Source organism: Bacillota bacterium (genome assembly GCA_018818595.1).
Lineage (GTDB): Bacteria > Bacillota_I > Bacilli_A > Izemoplasmatales > Hujiaoplasmataceae > JAHIRM01.
Map to the genome: position 1 here is coordinate 1 of JAHIRM010000034.1, position 20,450 is coordinate 20,450.

A 20,450-nucleotide genomic window follows, 5' to 3' on the forward strand; every position below is an offset into this window, starting at 1 on the left:
AAAAACAGATATTGAAAATCTAATGATTGTTTCTTTGTATGATAATTTATTTTCAATAAAAATCATTGAAAATCATATGCCTGTATTTAATATGATAGAAGAATTTGAAGGTACTGATTCTCAATATGCAGATATCATTGAAAATTACGTTGAACGAATTGCTAACTTTTATCGTTTTAATATTCGTAAAGGAAAAAGCTCTTTATCAAAAATTGTTTTGTTTGATTTAAGCAACGAAAAAAAAGTATCCAAAATATATTCTAGTTTAAATACAAAACTGGAAGAATTTGATTTATTGGTTTTTGATTTGACAAACTTAAATTCTATGATTGATGACCTACCTAAAGCTGCATTTATGGCATATCTTGAAAGTCTTGAAAAAGCTAAAAATAAAGACATTGCAAAAGCAATCGAGTTTAAATTGCATCGTATTCCAAGAATAAACCACTTTTTAAATTATGTTATGGCATTATCTTTTGCAATCTTTACAGGAATTAGTTTAGTTTACATTCCTTTTTACACAACAAATGAAGAAATTATAAATCAAACAGGTTTAAATAATAATTTACAAAATCAATTAACAATTTTAGAAGAAGAAGTATTAATTTTTGAGGACTACACTCAAAAAGAAATTGATTATAGTGAATCATTCGATTACTTAGATGAAGCAGACGCTTCTATCTCTTCTAAAATCACTGATTTGCAAAGTTTTTTTACTGAAGAAATGGAACTTCTTAGTTTTGAAGTAAGCAGTGAAGATTCAATGATTACTTTGGTTATTTCTACTAGTGATTCTTCCATTTTTAATGGATATTTGTTATCGATATATGAAACATTCGGAATCAATAATGAAACTTATGATCTACAACGATGGATGACCAATTAACCTGAAAGTCGATTTTTATCTACTTATGTGTTGGAGGTGAAAGTCTATTATGCGTAAACATGATGTTTTTGGAAGAAAAATTAACCAAATTAAAATTATTTACTTAATCGTTATTATCTTTATTGCGGTTTTTGCCTTTAGATTTGTTCTTTTAGAAATTCAAGCAAACAAGCTAGCTTTACTTGAAGCAGAACAAGTTAGTTTGCAAATTGAAATCAATGATCTTTTATCTTCTCATCAAGACAACACGTATCATGAAATTGATGAAATAATTATAAGTCTTCCTAACTCTTATCAACAATTCATGATGGTAGAAGAATTGAATTTGATTCGAAATAGTGCTGGCTTAGCGAATGCGACAAATTATCAATATGAATTTATCGATGACGTGAATTCTCCGTTTCCTGATGATTTGCCTTCCTCAATTAAATTTGTACGGATTGAACTATCTTTTAGAATTTCTGACCCAGATTTAATTTTAGACTATTTAGATTTACTAAGTGATGCGACTCGAATTTATTTTCTAAATGCAATAAATGTTACTTATTCTCTTGATGGTGCAATAATTGACATGGAGATATATTCGTTTTATAACGATATTGATTTATCATAATAATTAATGAAATAAAACAAACACAGTTTATTCTTTTTAAAGAAAAAACTGTGTTTTTCATATAATTTGTTATTCTGAAATTTTAGTTTTAACTTCTTTTTATTAGTTCAAATTCAGTTCACAATAACTAAGTATAATGACGCTATTACAAAAAGGAGAGATAATAATGTTAAAACTAATCAATATTTCAAAAGACTATAAAGTGGGCGATACTTTAACGCATGCTTTAATTGATATTAATCTAGAATTCAGAGAAAATGAATTTGTGTCAATTTTAGGACAATCTGGAAGTGGAAAAACAACACTTTTAAACTTAATAGGTGGGTTGGATCATTATCAAAAAGGAGATTTACTCGTTGATGGAAAATCCACAAAAGGATTTATTGATAATGAATGGGATTCTTACCGAAACGCAACTATCGGCTTTGTTTTTCAAAATTACAATCTAATTTCACATTTATCGGTACTAGATAATGTTGAAATTGCGCTTACTTTATCTGGAGTGAGTGTAGCCGAAAGAAAAGAAAGAGCTAAAAACGCTTTAATTGACGTCGGACTTGAAGATCAAATTAAAAAGAAACCAAATCAATTATCTGGCGGACAAATGCAGCGAGTAGCCATCGCTAGAGCCTTAGTTAATAACCCGAAAATATTACTAGCAGACGAGCCAACAGGTGCAATTGATTCAAAAACAAGCATTCAAATCTTAGATTTGTTAAAAGAAATTAGTAAAGATAGGCTAGTCATTATGGTAACTCATAACGTTGACTTAGCAGAAAAATATAGCGATCGAATCATTCAATTACTAGATGGTAAAATTATATTAGATAGTAAAGACTATAAAGAATCTTTAGATACAAAAACAACAGGGAAATTGATTAATAAAAAAATTTCTATGTCTTTTATGACAGCACTTAAATCAAGCTATAAAAATCTTACTACTAAAAAAACAAGAACTTTAATTACAGCAATTGCTGGAAGCATTGGAATAATTGGAATAGCGCTTGTTTTAGCGATTAGCAATGGAATGACTCAATATGTAAATTCCATGCAAAGTGATACATTAGCAGGGTTCCCACTTACGATAAGTAGAACAGTAAGCACAACAAATGATATGCTATCTCAACCTCAGCAACATATAAGTGATTTGACAGGTATTACTACATCTTTAATTGATTTTCCAACAACCGATATCATTTACTCTTACGATGCAGAAGCGAATACGCGAGATCACACAAATATCATTACTGAAGATTACATTAATTACATACAAGAATTAGATGAAACTTTATATAATTCAATTTCTTATACGAGTAGTGTAACGTTAAATGTAATTGCAGAAACTGATAATGGTGGATATGTAAAAGTTAATACATCCGTCACTTCAAGTTCATTTGGATTTTCATCGGATAGTTATTTTAATGAAATTCCAAATAGCAGAGAATTTATTGAAACTCAATACGATTTACTAGGAAGTAATAGCAGTTACCCAGAAAATTATAATGAAATCGTTTTGATTGTTGATAAGCAAAATAGAGTTGATATCAGTTTACTAGAAGACTTTGGCATAACAATAAATGATGAATTTGTAATAGATGATTTTATAGGAATGCAATTTAAAGTTGTTACAAACAATGATTATTATACTCAAAACGAGTCAATATTTATTGCCAATACTGATTATGAATCAATGTATGTAAGTGGTGAATCCATTACTTTAACGATTGTTGGAGTTATGAGAGTAAAAGAATCCGCATCTAGTGAAATATTATCTACAGGAATAGGCTATACTTCAATGCTTACCACTCAAGTATTATCAGATGCTTTAACATCAGATGTTGTTGTAGCTCAAGAAGCAAGCCTTGATGTAAATGTCTTAACAGGGCAACCATTTAATGACATCGTTACATATCAAAATGTCATGCGGACGATAGGCGGAGATGATTCTCCTACCGGAATACAAATCTACCCAGTATCATTTGATTCAAAAGATGCTATAAAGACTTATCTTGACGCATATAACCTTAATTTAGATGGAACAGATATGGTTATATACACAGATTTAGCAGAAACAATATCAGGGACGATTTCAACATTAATTAGTACAATAACGTTAATATTATCTTCATTTGCAGCTATTTCGTTAATAGTTTCTTCCATTATGATAGGAATTATAACTTATGTATCCGTTGTAGAAAGAACAAAAGAAATTGGGATTTTACGGAGCATTGGAGCAAGAAAAAAGGATATTAGTCGTGTATTTAATGCCGAAACAATTATTATTGGCTTAACAGCAGGAGTTATAGGCATCATTGTAACAATTCTTCTTATATTTCCAATTAATATGATTATTCAACGTGCTTTAGGAATTTCAAGTTTTGCTAGTTTGCCAATTTTAAGTGCGTTAGGACTTATCTTAATCAGTATTGGATTGACTTTTATTTCTGGTTTAATTCCAAGTAAAATTGCAGCAAACAAAGATCCAGTTGTTGCGTTAAGAACTGAATAATTTGTAAATACTAAAATATAAGATATAATTAAGAGAAGAAACATCTCTTAATTTGTCTTTTTGGGGGGAAATTATGATTAAAATATTAATCGCAGAAGATGACGATTCAATTCGGAAGTTAATATCAAAGTATTTATCAAGCGAGAATTTTGAAGTTGTTGAATCAGAAAACGGGAAAAAAGCTTTAACATTTTTTGAAACACAACACTTTGATATAGTCATAACTGACGTTTTGATGCCTTTACTTGATGGAAATGAATTAACAACTTCTATTCGAAAAATAAATATAGAGATTCCTATTCTAATGCTCACAGCTTTAGAATCTTTTAGCGATAAGGAAAAAGGATTTTTAAGTGGAACCGATGATTATTTGGTCAAACCAATTGAAATGAAAGAATTGCTATTAAGAATCAAAGCTCTATTAAGAAGATCAAAAATTGCTAGTGAAAATAAAATTGAATACAAAAATATACTTTTAGATTTGAAATCTAATGTAGCTTTGATTGGAAATGAAAGAGTTGAATTAACCAAAAAAGAATTTTTACTGCTTTATAAATTAATCTCTTACCCAAATATTATTTTTACTAGAAATCAACTTATGGATGAAATATGGGGCTATGATAGTGAAAGTTATGATCGGACGATTGATACACATATCAAACGAATTAGAGAAAAAATTAAAAGTGAAGATTTAGAAATTATTACTGTAAGAGGACTTGGGTATAAGGTGATATTAAAATGAAAAAATTATCTACAAAAATAGTCGCGATTTTAATTGTAATCTTCATCTTTATTTCATCTATCGCAAGAATGACCGTTTATTTTTTGCGCTATTCTCCGACTGCAGAAATTATGAACTCAAGTGTTTTTATATTAGCAATGATGGCAATGGGTTTTTCATCGTTAACATTATTTGCTTTTGCAATCAATTCAATTATTGTAAAAAGAATCTATAAAATAAATAAAATCGTTAAAGAAATTGGAAGTGGAAAGTTTGATGTAAAGATTGACGTAGATGGACATGATGAAATATCATCTCTGATGCAAAACATTAATTTAATGTCTAGTGAATTACAAGCAAATGAATACTTAAGTAAGGAATTTGCTAAGAATGTTTCTCATGAGTTTAAAACACCCTTGAGTTCAATAAAAGGCTATTCTGAATTAATAGAAAGTGGTACATTATCAAAAGAAGAAATCATTGAATATTCTAGAATTATCATTAATGAAATTGATCGATTAGCAATATTGAGTAAAAACATGATGCAAATCTCGTTACTAGATAGTGTAAATATTATCAAAAGGGATGAGCAATTTAGTATCGATGAGCAAATAAGAAATGTATTACAACTAACTCAATTAGATTGGGAGTCAAAAAATATCAATTTTGATCTAGATTTAGAGGAAATTAATTATGTAGGGAATAAAGAATTAACTTTTCTAATTTGGCAAAACTTAATTTCCAACGCAATTAAATTTTCAAAAGAATTTGATACCATTCAGATATCACTATCTAAGAAAGATCAAGTATATTTTGAGATTGAAGATCATGGAATAGGAATAAGCGAAGAAGATCAAAAAAAAATATTTAATCAATTTTTTGTTGCGAATACATCAAGAAATAAATGTGGCAGCGGACTTGGACTTTCCATTACCAAAAAAATTATCGAAAAATTAGGTGGAACGATTACATTCACTAGTCAAGTAAATAATGGAACCACGTTCTTCGTTAGTTTAAAGTGTAATCTTGGCTTAACTAACAAATAAAAAAATATTCAATTTAAAATTAATCATGGTACATTATCAAAAAATAAGACTATAAGTTATCAAAATAGAATGGGAATTACCAATTATTCGTAAATTGTGATACAATTTTTACGAAAGGCATAATTCAAGTGAGGTTTGATGGAATCTTAATATGTGTCATAATCCACTAATTTCTTTTAGAAATTCACTTCAGTTTGAAGCGATTTGAAAGTGAGGGAAGTATAAATGATTGAAAATTTCTATAAAAACGTAGTAATAAATTCTCAAATAGGATATGCATACCATAAAATCATATGTGACAAATATGATAAGCCTATTGATTACGAGTTTATTGAAGTTAATACCGTTTTTGAACACTTTACAGGATTAAAGAGAGAAAAAATTCTTGGGAAGAAAATTACACACATTATGCCAGATATAGTAAAGGACTCTTTTGATTGGATTAAAATCTATGGAGATATTGCACTAAATGGTGGGAAAAAAGAATTTGATCAATTCTCTAAAGCTCTTAATAAATGGTATAGAATTATCGTTTTTTCTCCTGAAAAATATTATTTCATAACAAATTTTTTGGATATTTCAGAACAAGTTCAACAAATTAAAGGATTAAATCAATTAGTTAAAATGTCTGAAAATTTATTAGAAATGAATACAGACACAATAAATTATCAGGCAATTACAGATAATTTTTTATCTTTAACAAATTCAAAATATGTTATTTTTAATCTATTTGATAAATCAGGAATGAGATTTAAAACGATAGCCATATCTGGATTTAAAAACATTAAAAACAAACTGACTTCTATTTTAGGGTTCGATTTGGAAGGGAAAGAATGGAATTATAATCCCCTATCACAAACAAAACCAAACAATCATATTGTTATGAAGTTTAAATCAATTCAAGATATACAAGGATATGAGATTAAAAAAAGTGTCTTGATTTCACTTGAAAAATCATTTAATTTAGGAGAAGTTCTTGTATTCAAAATAATAAAGAATGATTACCTTCTTGGTGACTTTACAGTATTTATGGAAAAAGATCATGCTTTTCAAAACGACCAATTGGCAATGATATTTTCAAGAAATGTTGGAATGCACATTATTCGTTTAAATTCTGAATTAGAACTTAAAAGTACTCAAATTCTTCTTAAATCTAGCCTTGAAAGTCCAAAAGATTTAAGTATTCTTTCTATCGATAAAAATTATAATTATTTTTATTTGAACCATGCGTATATAGAATGTATGAAAATTTCATATAATCAAGAAATAGAAATTGGGATGAATTTATTAGATTGCATCACTTCAACTGTCGATAAAAAAATGGTTAAAGCAAATTTTGATCTTGCATTATCAGGAATAACTCATTCAGTAATACAAGAAATAGGTGACACACCTATTAGTTATCAAGAGTCGTTTTATAATCCAATATATAATGAAAACAAAGAAATTATAGGGGCAACTGCATTTACAAAAGATATTTCAGATCGAATGAACAAAGAAAAACAATTGAAAAGCAGCGAAGAAAGATTTCAAGTTTTGTTTAATGAAGCACCTCTTGGATATCAATCTCTTGACATCAACGGATTAATTATTGATGTAAATCAAAAATGGGCTGAAATACTTGGGTATAAAAAAGAAGAAGTTATTGGAAACCCTTTTATAAACATTGTTTGTAAAGAATACATTGATGAATTTTATCGTAAATTTGAATTGCTTAAAGAAAAGCAAAGAGTGTATTGTGAATTAGAGATTATTCACAAATTAGGGCATCGAGTCCTGATTTCATTTGATGCTGTTATTACTTTTGATTCCCAAGGAAAATTCAAACAAACAAATGGAATCATTAACGATATTACAAAGCAAAAAAAGAAAGATATGGATTTGCTAGCAACAAAAGAATACTTAGAAAAATTAATTTCATCGTCTAGTTCGGCAATTATCGTTTGGAACCATTTAAATAAAATCACGAAAATCAATAATGCTTTTGTAGATATCACAGGTCATACAGCAAGACAAATTCTTGGAAAGGATTTAAAAATCCTTTTTCCAATTCATTCCATTCAAAAAACAATGAATTTAATTCAAACTGTACATACTGGAACAAATCTTAATGCAACTGAAATTGAAATTTTATGCAAAGATAATTCTGTCAAATACATTCTTTGGAATTTAGCACCTATTTATGAAAACGATGAAAAGACTATAAAGTCAATTATTGCTCAAGGAATTGATATTACGGAGCGAAAAAAAAGAGAAGAAGAAATAATTTATATTAGTAATCACGATCAACTCACAGGTCTTCATAACCGAAGATTCTATGAATCAGAGTTGATTAAGTTAGACATCTTAGAAAATATTCCTTTGACAATTGTTTTGGGAGATATAAATGGACTTAAATTAATCAATGATTCTTTTGGACATAGTAAAGGAGACATTCTTTTAAAATTGGTTGCTGATGTCTTACGAAATATTGCTAGACCAAATGATCTTATAGCTAGAATGGGTGGAGATGAATTTATTCTTGTTTTACCAAAAACAACCGAACTTGAAGCGACACAACTTATAGAACAAATCAATCATCTCATTTTAAATCACAAATCCAATCAGCTAAACATAACGGCATCTTTTGGATATGAAACTAAAACGAAATCAAAAACAGATATTCAAGAAATCTTTCAAAATGCAGAAAATCATATGTATAGACGCAAACTTTCTGATAGTTCAAGTATGAGAAGTAAAACCATTGATTTGATTATGAATACGCTTTTTGAAAAGAATCCAAGAGAAATGAAACATTCACAAAGAGTCAGTGAAATTAGTGTTAAAATTGCTACATTATTGGGTTTTGATGAATCATCGATTAAAGATTTAAAAATAGCTGGATTAATGCATGATATCGGAAAAATAGGGATCGATGAAGCTATTTTAAATAAGCCAGATAAACTAAGCCAAGAAGAGTGGGAAAGTATTAAAAAACACCCTGAAACTGGCTACCGAATTTTAAGCTCTTCTAATGAATTTTCAGAGATTGCTAATTACATCCTTGAACATCATGAAAGATGGGATGGCAAAGGGTATCCTAAGGGCCTCCAAAGCAATCAAATAGTTCTTCCGGCAAGAATAATTGCAATTGCGGATGCGTTTGATGCCATGACGACTGTAAGGACGTATAGACCTCTCATGACAAATGAAGAAGCAATTAATGAAATCAAAAGATGTTCTGGCACGCAATTTGATCCAGAAATAGCTAAAATTTTTGTTGAAAACTATTTTGAATTATTGTACTTTACTGAATCAAAATAATTAGTTAAATTTTAGGATTACCTATAACTATTAAAAACAACTTTTAAACCATTTGGATTTAAAAGTTGTTTTTATTCTGATTTAATTTATAATAAAGCTTTTAATATTTGTCTTGAACAATTCGGATAAAAGAAGCGCTATAATGTTCTAATTTGATTAAAAAATGACGTTCATCGTAAATAAATCCAAAATCTCTTCTTAAGGTAATTGTTGCATTTGATATTTCTTTTGTAGGAATGACTTCATTATGAGAGCCAGTAATATGAAAATTGTTTTCCTTATAGGTTAATTGAATGAATCCAACTTCAATTTGTTCATCGTTTTCCATTTTTAGATAAAACATGTTTCCATTACTTGAAATAATAGTATTTCTTAGTTTTGTGGTATATTTTTTTTGAAAGTTATTCCAATCAATTAAATTATCAAACACAAAGTCGTGAATAAAACCAAATGAATCGATAAATCCTTCTTTTTCGCATTTGGTACAATAAAATTTATTTCCTTTTGAGATAATCGTGTTTATAGCCTCACAATGAGGACAAACATAAACAGCGTTTTCAATTCCTTCTGCTAGTCTTTTTCCAGGATGTCCAATTAATTTATTTTTCTGATAGATATAATCATTATGGTATAATGATTGATTAACGATTTTACTAATTTCATCTACAGAGAGTTGTTCAAGCTTTTCTTTTGGGATTTCTAAATGATAAAAAAGCTCGATGGATCGATGTTTTCGTTTTGAAGTAGCCCATCTTGGTTTGGATAAATATCCGCCTTTTACATTACAGGTAATCACATCTAATTTTAATTTTTTAATTAATTTCATTGTTGATTCTTCAATGTATCCTGTTTCACCATAAAAAGTAGTATCCCCTTCCGGAAAAATTAGAATAGGGTACCCTTTTTTAACAGCACTAAAAATTTTTAAAATGGTAGAAGTATCACTTTTGCCTTTGGATTTTGGAATGACATGAGCGACTTGTGAAACTAAAAATTTAGAAGGTTGTTTTGTAAACAAAGTTTGTGATGCGATAATAAAAGGAACGTTTTTAAAAGGTAAAGGGACGTGAATGACATCAAAAAGAAATGTGTGATTTGCAAGCATTACAAAAGGTTCTTTTCTTTTAAAATCAATTAAGGGATCTTTATGGACTTTACGTTTTGCATCTAGTCTCATCCAAACTCGCACAAGTGGATGAATTAAAGAAAGCAAAAAATCTTGTTGCCTGTCAGTTTTCGTTTTTTTCATAGTTATCACCTAAAAAAGCATTCAAATTAATTTTGATTCTTTTTATTTTTATTATATCATTTTTATTTATTTTTTTATAATTTGATTAAAATTAATCAGAAATTTAATTAGTATAAAAAATTATTAGAATTTCTTTGAAAAGCGAATATCTCTGTGATATAATGATTTCAAAATATTTAAACATATTTTTTACATCAAATGTATAGATTCCAAGAAAAGCGTTTTATTTATGACAAACTTCTCTTAGGGCAGGCAAAGAATTGTCTGTCTTTTCCTTTGGATGAAGAGAAGCAAAATTGAAAGGTAAATTATGCCAAAAATCGGATTGCGAAATGTAAAAACTGCTATTGCTGTTTTACTGACAATGCTTATAAATGTATTACTTCATTTAATTAATCCTAGTTTTGCAATCACGTGGTATTCTCCGTTTTTTGCTGGAATTGCCGCAATCTATTCCATGCAAAGCAATCAATCTTCAAGTTTTAAACAAGCAAGAATTCGTTCTGTTGGCTCTATCATTGGTGGTATTTTTGGAATGAGTTTAATTTTATTTTATGAACATTTTATGTTAAATTCAATGACACTTTTATATGGCGAAATTTTTAGTTTGACCGTATTGTATTTGCTTGTTGGAATCATGATTATCCCTTTAATTTACGCTATGGTATTATTTAAACAAAATGATTTTATTTTTGTAGCAACATTAACTTATTTGAGTGTAACAATTAGTCTTAGAAATAATCTGCCTGTAATCCCATTTGCTATAAATAGAATTTCATCAACCATTATAGGGGTGATGATTACTTTGCTTGTTAATCAAGTTCATATTCAATTTTATAACAATAAATCCATTTTATTTGTTTTAGGGTTGGATGGAGCACTGTTACCGCCTAACAAACAATTAACAAGTTATACAAAGTACCAACTCAATCATTTAATTTCTCATGGTGCAAATATAACTTTGTCAACAACTAGAACACCAGCGTCTTTAACAAAAATCTTAAATGGAATTCATTTTAAATTACCTTTGATGATTATGAATGGGTCCGTTATCTTTGATACAATAACAGAAGAGTATTCGGAAATTAAAGTCATAGAAAAAAAAGCGCAAAAAACCTTGGATTGTCTTTTCAAAGAAGAGAATAAAAATGTGTTTACATATACCATTACAGATGGCATTTTGTCTATATATTACACGGCGTTTCAAAACAGTGCGGAAAAGAAATTTTTTGATGATCGAAAAAACGATTATTTTAGAAATCATGTGAAAGGAAAACTGTCTGTTGATGAAGATGTTGTATATTATATTCTTTTAGATGAATTAGAAAAAATAAAGTCTATTCAACAAAAAATAGAATCAGAACCTTATGCAAACGAGCTTATCTTAAATCGGTACCCATATGATTTAATACCTGGATTCTTTTTTTTAAAAATCAATAGTATAAATGCTTCAAAAGAAATTGCATTAAGAGATTTTACATTGGAACATAAAAACGCATTTATTGTAAGTGTAGGAAGCAAGTCGTTTGATATTCCGATGATGAAAGCGTCTAATTATTCAATTGCACTGGAATCAGCATCAGAAGATGTAAAAGAAATAGCACATGTCGTGTTGCCGGGAAATAACCCAGATTTTATCATGAAAGAAGTACATAAAATTTATCACCAGAAAAATCTTCAAGCCTATTTAAAACGCAAAATAAATGAATTTCACTAAAAAAGGAAAGATTCTATAAAAAAATTAGATTGAAATGTTTATACTAATATACTAAAATATAGAAGTAACTAATTGGAGGATTAATCATAGATAATTTTACCATAAATGTACTTGGATTGTTTTGTGTTGTCATATTGCTATTACCAACCATTGGTCTTACGATGAGTAAAAATGTAAATAAGTTATTTGAAAACATTGACGATCAAAGCGGAAATTTTCAGCCAATTCAGTACAACATTTCATCTTTATTTTTTTAAAATAAAAAAACACAGTTATTGGCCAATAGCTGTGTTTTTAATTTCTAATTTGATATTTTTTTTACATGAAAGAAAAGTTTAAGCTTTTTTAATCTTTATATGATTCGAGACCTTTTTTTAGAATAAACATTGCTCGTTCCATATCTTTAGTATTTAATACATAGGCAATTCGAACTTCGTCTTGTCCTAGTCCTTCTGAGACATAAAATCCATTGGCTGGGGCTAACATAACTGTTTCACCATCGACATCAAATTTTTCTAACATCCACACGACAAATTTTTCTGCATCTTTTACAGGGAGTTTCGCAACTACATAGAAAGCACCGGCTGGTTTTTTACATACAATTCCAGGTATTTCTTTTAAAGTCTTATAAACGATGTCTCTTCTTGCTTGATATTCATCCCTAATGGAATTTATGTAAGTTTGATCTAATTTATATAATTCTGCAGCTCCAATTTGTTCTAAAGTTGCAACACATAGTCTTGCTTGACATAGTTTTAAAATATTATGCATCAAATTCTTATTTTTAGATTGGATGCTTCCTATTCTAGCTCCACATGAACTATATCTTTTAGATACGCTTTCGATGATAACGACTCGGTCTTCCACTCCTTGAATGGATCCCATTGAGATTCCTTCAAGGTTATCAAATGCAAAACCGCGGTATACTTCATCGCTTATGATGAAAAGATCATATTCTTTTGCGATAGAAGCAAGCATTTCTAATTCATCTCTTCTCATAATGGTCCCAGTAGGGTTGGCTGGATTTGAAAAAAGAATTGCTTTGGTTTTGGGAGTAATTAATTTAGTGATTTCTTCGCGTTTTGGTAAATGGAATCCGGTTTCAGCAACAGTAGTGATTGGTTTAATGTTTACACTGACTCCGCTTGTAAATCCATTGTAATTTGTATAAAAAGGCTCAGGGACAAGGATTTCATCTCCGGGGTTACAAATAGCAATCATTGCAAATGAAATAGCTTCAGATCCTCCGTTTGTAATCAATACTTCATCTTCATCAAAATAGATTTTATCTCTTGCAAAATAATCTCTAATGGAATTGATTAAGGAAGGTTCTCCTTGCGAAAATGAATATTTTATAATATTAGGATTAAAATTTTTAATGGCTTCCATAAATACTTTTGGTGTTGGAATATCTGGTTGACCAATATTTAAGTGATACACTGTTTTCCCTAATTTTTTAATGCGTGTTGCGATGGGTACTAGTTTTCGAATCGGTGATTCTTGCATTTCTCTTACTCGTTTTGATAGTTCCACGGTCATTATCCTTTCGCTTTCTTAACTATCTATATTTTAGCATTTGTTCTTTATTTAATCAATATAAAAAAAAAGGAAAAATGAATTACAACAAACTGAAATAGCAGAATTATTATAGAATAAATTGTTAGTAAATTGATTACTATTTCAGATTATGATATAATGACTTATCTCAAAAAAAGATGGAAGAAATAAGATATGAAAAAAGCTGATTTAAATTTAATTACAATTCTATTATTAATTTTTATTTACCCAATTGGTCTACTCATCATGTGGGCATTTTTACCTTTTACTAAAAAAACTAGATGGATTATTTCTCTTTGTTTTTTAGGAGCTATTCTACTCGGGTTTGCGGTGATTATTGCTTGGACATCCAGTCCAGGATACATGTATTAGAACAAATAGATAACTTGAAGCATACAACATGCTTCTTTTTTTTGAAATTAAAAGAATCGAGAAATAAATTATTATGATATATGATACAATTTATTCGAAATCATTTCTATTTGATGAGTTATATATTTAAAAAGAACACAAAGAGGTTAGATAATATGATAAACCAATTAAAATTTAAATCAAATTCAACAAGTGATTTTTCTATTTTACAATTGACAGATCTTCACTTAATGCAAAATGAAAAAGATGAATTAACGTTTGATTTAATTAAACGTCTTGTACTTGCAACTCATCCAGATTTAATTGTCATTACTGGAGATTTAACTATGCACTCAGATAGCATTTCCCTTTATGCTGTTTTAGGAAAACATCTTGAAAAATTTAAGATTCCTTTTACATATGTTTTTGGAAATCATGATACGGAAGGATCTGCAATAAAAGAAGAACTAATACAAGCAATTGCACCTTACAAATTCAATTTCTTTCCTAAAAACAAAGAAGATATATTTGATGAGACAAATTATAAGTTATCCATTTTTAATAACATAAATCAAATGATTTGGTCTTTATTCTTTTTCGATTCGAATAATACGAAAGATTATCTTATTGAAGAAAAAAAAGTATGGGGATATGATACTATTCATAAAAACCAAGTAAATTGGTATTCAGATCAAGTGAAAAAACTTCCAATTATAAGTGGAAAAATATGTCCAAGCATTGCTTTTTTTCATATTCCATTGCCAGAATTTCAAATAAAATCACCTTTGAAAATAGGGAATCAATTTGAGAATCCTTGTGTGCCATTAGAAAATACTGGATTATTTCAACAAATGAAAAAATATTCAAGTACAAAAGGAGTGTTTGTTGGACATGATCATTACAACGATTTTCAATTTATTCATGATGAGATTTTACTTGCATATGGCAGAGTAACTGGATATTACGACTATTTAGATATCATATATTTAAGAGGAGCAAGGTTAATAAATCTTCATCAAGATGGGTCATTTGATACAAAGATTATTCTAGAAAATGAAGTATAGAGTTTGAAAAGACGTAAAGAATAAGACATATTTCTATCAAATGTATAGACAGTATTGTATAATAATATAAGCATCACTTTTGAGGAGGAAATAGATGAAAAAACAATTAATTATTATTTTATTTCTTTCCTTTATTCAAGGAATAATTCATAATTTTGGGCATCCTGTTACACCCGCTTTGGTAACAAGCCTTCAAATTCCAAATTATATGTTTGGTGTTTTCTTTGCCTCGATGAGTTTAGGGCTAATGATTGGTTCACCTTTATGGGGATTTCTTGGAGATTTGGGAAACAAAAAATTATACATTACATTAGGACTGATTTTATATAGTGTAGGGCAAGCAGCATTTGCATATGTTGGGAACATGTACTGGATGATTTTTTTTCGATTCTTAAGTGGGTTTGGAGTATCAGCAAGTATGACACTCTTACTTAGCTATGTTATTGATATCTCAGATAAAAAAGATAGAGCAAAACATTTAGCCTTTCTTGCGGCTTTAATTACACTTGGCGCAAGTATTGGTTATGGAATTGGCGGCTTTTTAACTGAAAATAATTTTTTTGTGACGTATTTTGGAACATCAGACTTAAGAAGAGTCTTTTTGATTCAAGCCATTTTAAATCTATTTTATACGTTACTTGTCATTCTTTTGATTAAGGGAATGAATCAAAAGAATTTAGATTTCAAAAAGCCAAAAATTCGACCAAATTTCAAAGGGATAAAATCAATGAACTCCACTTTGCTTCTTTTCTTAATCTCTTTAAGTTTTATTTCCATTGGATCGATTAACCTTTCAAAGTATATTGATGTATATTTTAATGAATTAGGATATACTCCAAGTCAACTTGGAACCTTCGTCATGGTCACAGGCTTTGTATCAGTTGTTTCAAGTATTCTCATCGTACCGCTCATTGTAAAGTTAAAACACGAATTAGTTGTTATAACAATCATTCAAATTCTAAGCGTTATCATTATTTTGTTTGTCTTCCGACAAGTAAAGTTTTTATTTTATGTATACACCGTTTTCATGTTATATGTTATTTTGAAGGCAATATATCAACCGTATGAACAAAACTTTATCTCCTCTTTTGCAAAAGAAGGTGCTACCGCTAGTATAATGGGGGTTAGACAAGCCTTTTTATCGATTGGTATGATTATTGGTCCCTTATTAGGGGGATTCTTATACGAGATTAAACCACTCCTTGTTTTTGATGTCAGTGCGGGTATGTTTTTCATTGGATTTGTGTTATTGCTCTATATTTTAATAAAACAAAAGTCAAAAAAGGCAGTATCAAATATATAAAAAAACGCAAATCAAATTGATTTGCGTTTTTAGGAAATTGTCTTATTTATTTGGAGTATTTTTAACTTTGCAAGTATTAATGCCAAATAAGGAATAAAGTCCACATACACCCATGATTGCTGTTGCGATCATGATGACTGCAGGGATTAAAAACCAATAGCTAACTGCGAAAGATAAAACTACAAATCCAACACCTAATATAGCACGGACTATTCTATCAATCTTGCCAACATTTTTTTTCATTTAAATCACCTCTTGCTTTTATTATACGCTGATTATTTTATAATACATAATACAATGCTTAGAGATTTTCTCTCATATACAGAATTTGTGCAATTGATTAAAATATAGATTGAAGCTCATTTTGTTTTTTTAAGGAAACGATTTGATTAAATTATTGTTTTATTTAGTGATTTAGTCAAAACACAACAAATTTACTTAAAAAAATAGTTGAAAAAATGCAAGTTATCATATACAATATAAAGTGCTAGAACGATTTTGATTTGCAGGTGTAGTTTAATGGTAAAACGTCTGCTTGCCATGCAGAGAATGGGGGTTCGATTCCCCTCGCTTGCTCCAAATTGATAAAACAAAAATACCATCTCAGTTAGATGGTATTTTTTCTTTTTAATAATGATTAATGATTATTTAATATTGCTGCAACTGGAATAATGAGAAATGCAATCCACGAGATACTCCAAAGTTCAAAGAAATATCCAAGAAGAAAAAAGATAGTTGTTGCAAGAAATGGTGAAATTGGAACAAATAATTGTTTTTTAGGTCCGTGTTTCACAATTGCGAAAACAGGAACTAAGAAGAAAATAACCCAAAGGTATGCCCAAGTAGTTTTAAAAATAATTCCAAGAGTTACGTACACTACAAGGCATAAAAGAAAGACAATCCATTCCTCTTTTCCTTCGTGAAAAATATCAATTTGAATATCATTTTTGGAAATTCCATAAACAAAAGGAATTAAAAAGGCAAGTAAAGCATAACCCCAAAGTCCATAAGTATATCCTAAAAATAGATAGATGGAAATAGATAAAGCAAATAAAAATTCATAAATGATAATTTTCGTTTTATTTGAGTCATTTAAAACACCAACCATAGGAATGATAAAGAATACAAGCCAAATAGGGTTCCATAAATCTAAATAAAACCCAAAAGAAAAGAAAGTGATGGTAGCAATAAATGGAGTTAAAGCTGTAATTATTTGAAGTGAAGTACGTTCATTTCTTGAATTTACAATAGCAAGTACGGGGATAATTAAAAAGATTAACCATGTTGGATGCCAAATGTTATATGTAAATCCTATAATTAAGTAGGTAATAACTGTAAAAAATGGCGATAAAGCTGTCGTAATATGTTTGTCTTTTTGATGTCCCATTTCAACAATAATTGCAGTGACAGGAATCAAGAAGAATACAAGCCATCCAGGATGCCATACTTGAAAATAAAAGCCTAAGATAAAATAAATGACTAAACTAATAAAGGGGGTAAGTGCAATTAATTTAGAACCTTTTTTTGGTTTTTCTATGTGCTTGATTCCTTCTGTTAATTCTTTCACGATTTTTTCAGGAGTTCCAAGAAAAGCAATTACACTTTCATCTGATAAACCTCTACTTAAACCATCATCATACAATTGATCATAATCGTTTAAGATATCAAGAATTTCTTCGCTTTCTATCTCATATTTTTCAAGTGATTTTTTGATTTCTGCTAAATATTTACTTTTCATAAGTTTTCCCTCCTAAGATATTAAAAACACCTTTTAAAAATTTAGACCATTCATTTTCATATTCTACATTTCTTGTTTGTCCTAAAGCAGTTAACTTATAGTATTTTCTTGGAGCACCTATTTTTTTTAATGAATCAGTATCCATATATGTCATGAAATACCCTTGATTAGTAAGCCTTCTTAAAATCGGATAAATGGTATTTTCATTTACATCAATTTCTTTTGAAAGGGTTTCAATCACTTCAAATCCATACATATCTTGTTTACTGATTAGGTTTATGACACACATTTCAATAACGCCTTTTTTAAATTGTGAATTCATATGATCCTCCTTACTGTGTTTTACACAATAATAGATTATCACATTACTGTGTAAAACACAATAACTTTTTATATTTTTTTTATATGACTTTAATATTTATTAATTTTTTCAATGTTTAAACAGTGACTCTCTTCGAAAAATGGAGAATTGATTGACAATTAAATAAGGGTGTGATAGCATTCAGTATAGATATATTTTACTTATTATACAGTATTTTAGAATTGAGGTTTATTCATGAAAGAAGAAATATATAATCAATTACATTTAACAAAAAAAGGCAATACTTATGTGGGAAATTTAAATGGAGTTACTTATAGTTTAGTTGATGTTGATATGGGGACGATTTCCATGAAAGGACTTATGTTTGTATTCAATCATTCAATCCAAAATGAAACAAGACGTTTGATCCAAAAAAAAATTAGAAATTCTGTCCGATTTTCAACATTTAAAATGAAGAATGATTCTTTAATTATTGTTTTGCCTTTTAAATTATTTAAAAAAGAAGAAGAATTTAACGAAAAAAATAATTTGCTTCTTTGTGATTCAATAAATGCTTTTCAATTTTATGAATTACATCAATATCAAGAATGCGTGATATGCCATAAAGTCCGTCATGAAGAAAAGTTAGATTATCGAGTATGGGATGTATCCTATGTTCCCGTGCATCCAAAATGTGCAGCAGATCACGTCAAGGATGTTAAACAATCAGTGGAAAAGGAAAACTCAAAATCAAATCGATTGATATTGAGTATCATACTATCTCTTGTGGGTGCATTTGTTGGTTTGATCCCTTTGGTTATGATTTTATATATATCAGATGCTTTCTATGCAATTTTGTATGCCTTAATTCCTCTTGGAGGATTTTATGGTTACAAGCTAGGAAAAGCACCAAGAAAAACCTATATGATTTATATCATCATCATTATTTCGGTTTTGATTGTGGTTGCGTTTGAGTTATTTACTTGGAACATACTTGCTTTAAGTTTAGATTATACGTTATCTGGTTTATTAGAAGATTCAACGTATCAATATGTTTTTTTAAATGAGTTGCTAATTTCGTTACTTTTTCTTGGAATAGGAATTTTTATTTCGTGGAAACTTATTTCAAACACATCAGATAAACAGATTAATAAGATTGAAACATTAAACAAATAACATTGTTTGAGTATTCTCAAAATAGATTATTTGGTTATTTAAAGGAGAATTTATGAAACATAAATATCCCATTCACAAAGATTTTAGAGTTTTAAAGTTTTTTAGAATGCCTCAGAATTTATTCTTGTTATCTCTTAGTAATTTAATGGTTCGATTGTTTTATTCTTGTCAATTAACCCATAAACAAATCAAGAAAACCAGGTTGAGAATTAAAATGAGAGATGGGCATTTTCTAAAAGCTGATTTATTTTCACCAAAACAAAATAACGATTTTCTTCCGTGTTTAATGTATTATCCAGGTGGGGCTTTTTTGATGAATGCGACTCACATTCATAAAAAAACAATTGCTAAATTAGTGGATAAATTACAAATCAAAGCAGTTTTAGTTCACTACCGATTAGCCCCAAAATATCCTTTTCCAACCGCATTATATGATGCCTATGATAGTTTGATGTATATCTATAAAGCGAATCGGCTTTTTCAAATAGATATCAAACACTTTGGAATTGGTGGAGATTCCGCTGGCGGGAATTTAGCGGCAGCCGTTACGCTTATGTTAAAAGAAGAGAAAAAAAATATTATTAGTTCTCAAATGTTAATTTATCCTGCTTTGGATAAAGGACTGTCAAATCCTTCTAGGAAATTATATACCGATACGCCTATGTTTCATTCTAGAATGTTCGAAGTTGTTGGAAAACACTTTTATAAAAATGGATTATTTGGACTTGAGAGGTTTGCATTTCCATTACAATACCCCAGTTTTAAAAAAATGCCTCCAACTTATTTGGAGACTGCTCAATTTGATCCTCTTCATGATGATGGTAAACTATATGTGGATCGATTGAATGAAGACCACAATATAGTTATCTATAATGATACTTTAGGTACGGTTCATGGATACGATGCAAGAGTTAAA

The 20,450-nt window shown here is 28.9% G+C and carries 17 protein-coding genes and 1 tRNA gene; 13 read left to right on the forward strand and 5 right to left on the reverse strand.

What is annotated here, in order from left to right; all coding sequences use genetic code 11:
- The 6 genes from KJ971_05830 to KJ971_05855 all read left to right on the forward strand — a co-directional run.
- The coding region (locus KJ971_05830; protein ID MBU1145358.1) for a hypothetical protein at positions 1 to 886 on the forward strand (886 nt) is incomplete at its 5' end.
- Between the two features lie 49 nt (positions 887 to 935).
- On the forward strand, positions 936 to 1,499 hold the full coding sequence (locus KJ971_05835; protein ID MBU1145359.1) for a hypothetical protein: 564 nt from the start codon (positions 936 to 938) through the stop codon (positions 1,497 to 1,499).
- Between the two features lie 166 nt (positions 1,500 to 1,665).
- Complete coding sequence (locus KJ971_05840) at positions 1,666 to 4,008, forward strand: ATP-binding cassette domain-containing protein (protein ID MBU1145360.1); 2,343 nt, start codon at positions 1,666 to 1,668, stop codon at positions 4,006 to 4,008.
- A gap of 73 nt (positions 4,009 to 4,081) precedes the next feature.
- Positions 4,082 to 4,750: a response regulator transcription factor gene (locus KJ971_05845; protein ID MBU1145361.1), complete on the forward strand. Its 669-nt coding sequence runs from the start codon at positions 4,082 to 4,084 to the stop codon at positions 4,748 to 4,750.
- Positions 4,747 to 5,775: a HAMP domain-containing histidine kinase gene (locus tag KJ971_05850; GenBank protein MBU1145362.1), complete on the forward strand. Its 1,029-nt coding sequence runs from the start codon at positions 4,747 to 4,749 to the stop codon at positions 5,773 to 5,775. Before KJ971_05845 ends, KJ971_05850 begins: the two co-directional genes overlap by 4 nt.
- Positions 5,776 to 6,000: 225 nt before the next feature.
- The gene (locus KJ971_05855; protein MBU1145363.1) at positions 6,001 to 9,078 is read left to right on the forward strand and encodes a PAS domain S-box protein; all 3,078 of its coding nucleotides are present in this window, start codon (positions 6,001 to 6,003) and stop codon (positions 9,076 to 9,078) included.
- Between the two features lie 100 nt (positions 9,079 to 9,178).
- Here the strand turns inward: KJ971_05855 and KJ971_05860 are convergent, their stop codons facing one another.
- Positions 9,179 to 10,327 (reverse strand): 1-acyl-sn-glycerol-3-phosphate acyltransferase, encoded by a 1,149-nt coding sequence (locus tag KJ971_05860; GenBank protein MBU1145364.1) that lies wholly within the window; start codon positions 10,325 to 10,327, stop codon positions 9,179 to 9,181.
- Between the two features lie 310 nt (positions 10,328 to 10,637).
- Between KJ971_05860 and KJ971_05865 the strand changes: the two genes are divergently transcribed.
- Positions 10,638 to 12,044 carry an HAD hydrolase family protein gene (locus tag KJ971_05865; protein MBU1145365.1) on the forward strand — a complete coding sequence of 469 codons (1,407 nt, stop codon included), beginning with the start codon at positions 10,638 to 10,640 and terminating at the stop codon, positions 12,042 to 12,044.
- A gap of 345 nt (positions 12,045 to 12,389) precedes the next feature.
- Here KJ971_05865 and KJ971_05870 read toward each other — a convergent pair whose 3' ends face one another.
- On the reverse strand, positions 12,390 to 13,577 hold the full coding sequence (locus KJ971_05870; protein MBU1145366.1) for a pyridoxal phosphate-dependent aminotransferase: 1,188 nt from the start codon (positions 13,575 to 13,577) through the stop codon (positions 12,390 to 12,392).
- 198 nt (positions 13,578 to 13,775) lie between these two features.
- Here KJ971_05870 and KJ971_05875 point away from each other — a divergent pair, with 198 nt between their 5' ends.
- The 3 genes from KJ971_05875 (at position 13,776) to KJ971_05885 (ending at position 16,319) form a co-directional block, all read left to right on the forward strand.
- Positions 13,776 to 13,973, forward strand: a complete 198-nt coding sequence (locus KJ971_05875; GenBank protein MBU1145367.1) for a hypothetical protein — start codon at positions 13,776 to 13,778, stop codon at positions 13,971 to 13,973.
- A gap of 155 nt (positions 13,974 to 14,128) precedes the next feature.
- Complete coding sequence (locus KJ971_05880; protein MBU1145368.1) at positions 14,129 to 15,016, forward strand: metallophosphoesterase family protein; 888 nt, start codon at positions 14,129 to 14,131, stop codon at positions 15,014 to 15,016.
- 94 nt (positions 15,017 to 15,110) lie between these two features.
- Positions 15,111 to 16,319 (forward strand): MFS transporter, encoded by a 1,209-nt coding sequence (locus KJ971_05885; GenBank protein MBU1145369.1) that lies wholly within the window; start codon positions 15,111 to 15,113, stop codon positions 16,317 to 16,319.
- Positions 16,320 to 16,361: 42 nt separating this feature from the next.
- Here KJ971_05885 and KJ971_05890 read toward each other — a convergent pair whose 3' ends face one another.
- Positions 16,362 to 16,562, reverse strand: a complete 201-nt coding sequence (locus KJ971_05890; GenBank protein MBU1145370.1) for a DUF2892 domain-containing protein — start codon at positions 16,560 to 16,562, stop codon at positions 16,362 to 16,364.
- A 262-nt stretch (positions 16,563 to 16,824) separates the two neighbouring features.
- On the opposite strand from KJ971_05890, the gene KJ971_05895 reads away from it, so the two are divergent.
- Positions 16,825 to 16,898 (forward strand) — tRNA-Gly (locus KJ971_05895).
- Positions 16,899 to 16,956: 58 nt separating this feature from the next.
- On the opposite strand, the gene KJ971_05900 is transcribed toward KJ971_05895, so the two are convergent.
- Complete coding sequence (locus KJ971_05900) at positions 16,957 to 18,057, reverse strand: DUF1700 domain-containing protein (GenBank protein ID MBU1145371.1); 1,101 nt, start codon at positions 18,055 to 18,057, stop codon at positions 16,957 to 16,959.
- Positions 18,047 to 18,379, reverse strand: coding sequence for a PadR family transcriptional regulator (locus KJ971_05905; GenBank protein MBU1145372.1), 333 nt, complete (start codon positions 18,377 to 18,379; stop codon positions 18,047 to 18,049). Before KJ971_05905 ends, KJ971_05900 begins: the two co-directional genes overlap by 11 nt.
- Positions 18,380 to 18,613: 234 nt before the next feature.
- Here KJ971_05905 and KJ971_05910 point away from each other — a divergent pair, with 234 nt between their 5' ends.
- Together KJ971_05910 and KJ971_05915 are read left to right on the forward strand one after the other, a co-directional pair.
- On the forward strand, positions 18,614 to 19,534 hold the full coding sequence (locus KJ971_05910) for a hypothetical protein (GenBank protein MBU1145373.1): 921 nt from the start codon (positions 18,614 to 18,616) through the stop codon (positions 19,532 to 19,534).
- 52 nt (positions 19,535 to 19,586) lie between these two features.
- Positions 19,587 to 20,450 (forward strand): alpha/beta hydrolase (locus tag KJ971_05915; protein MBU1145374.1); only part of this gene is annotated, 864 nt, incomplete at its 3' end.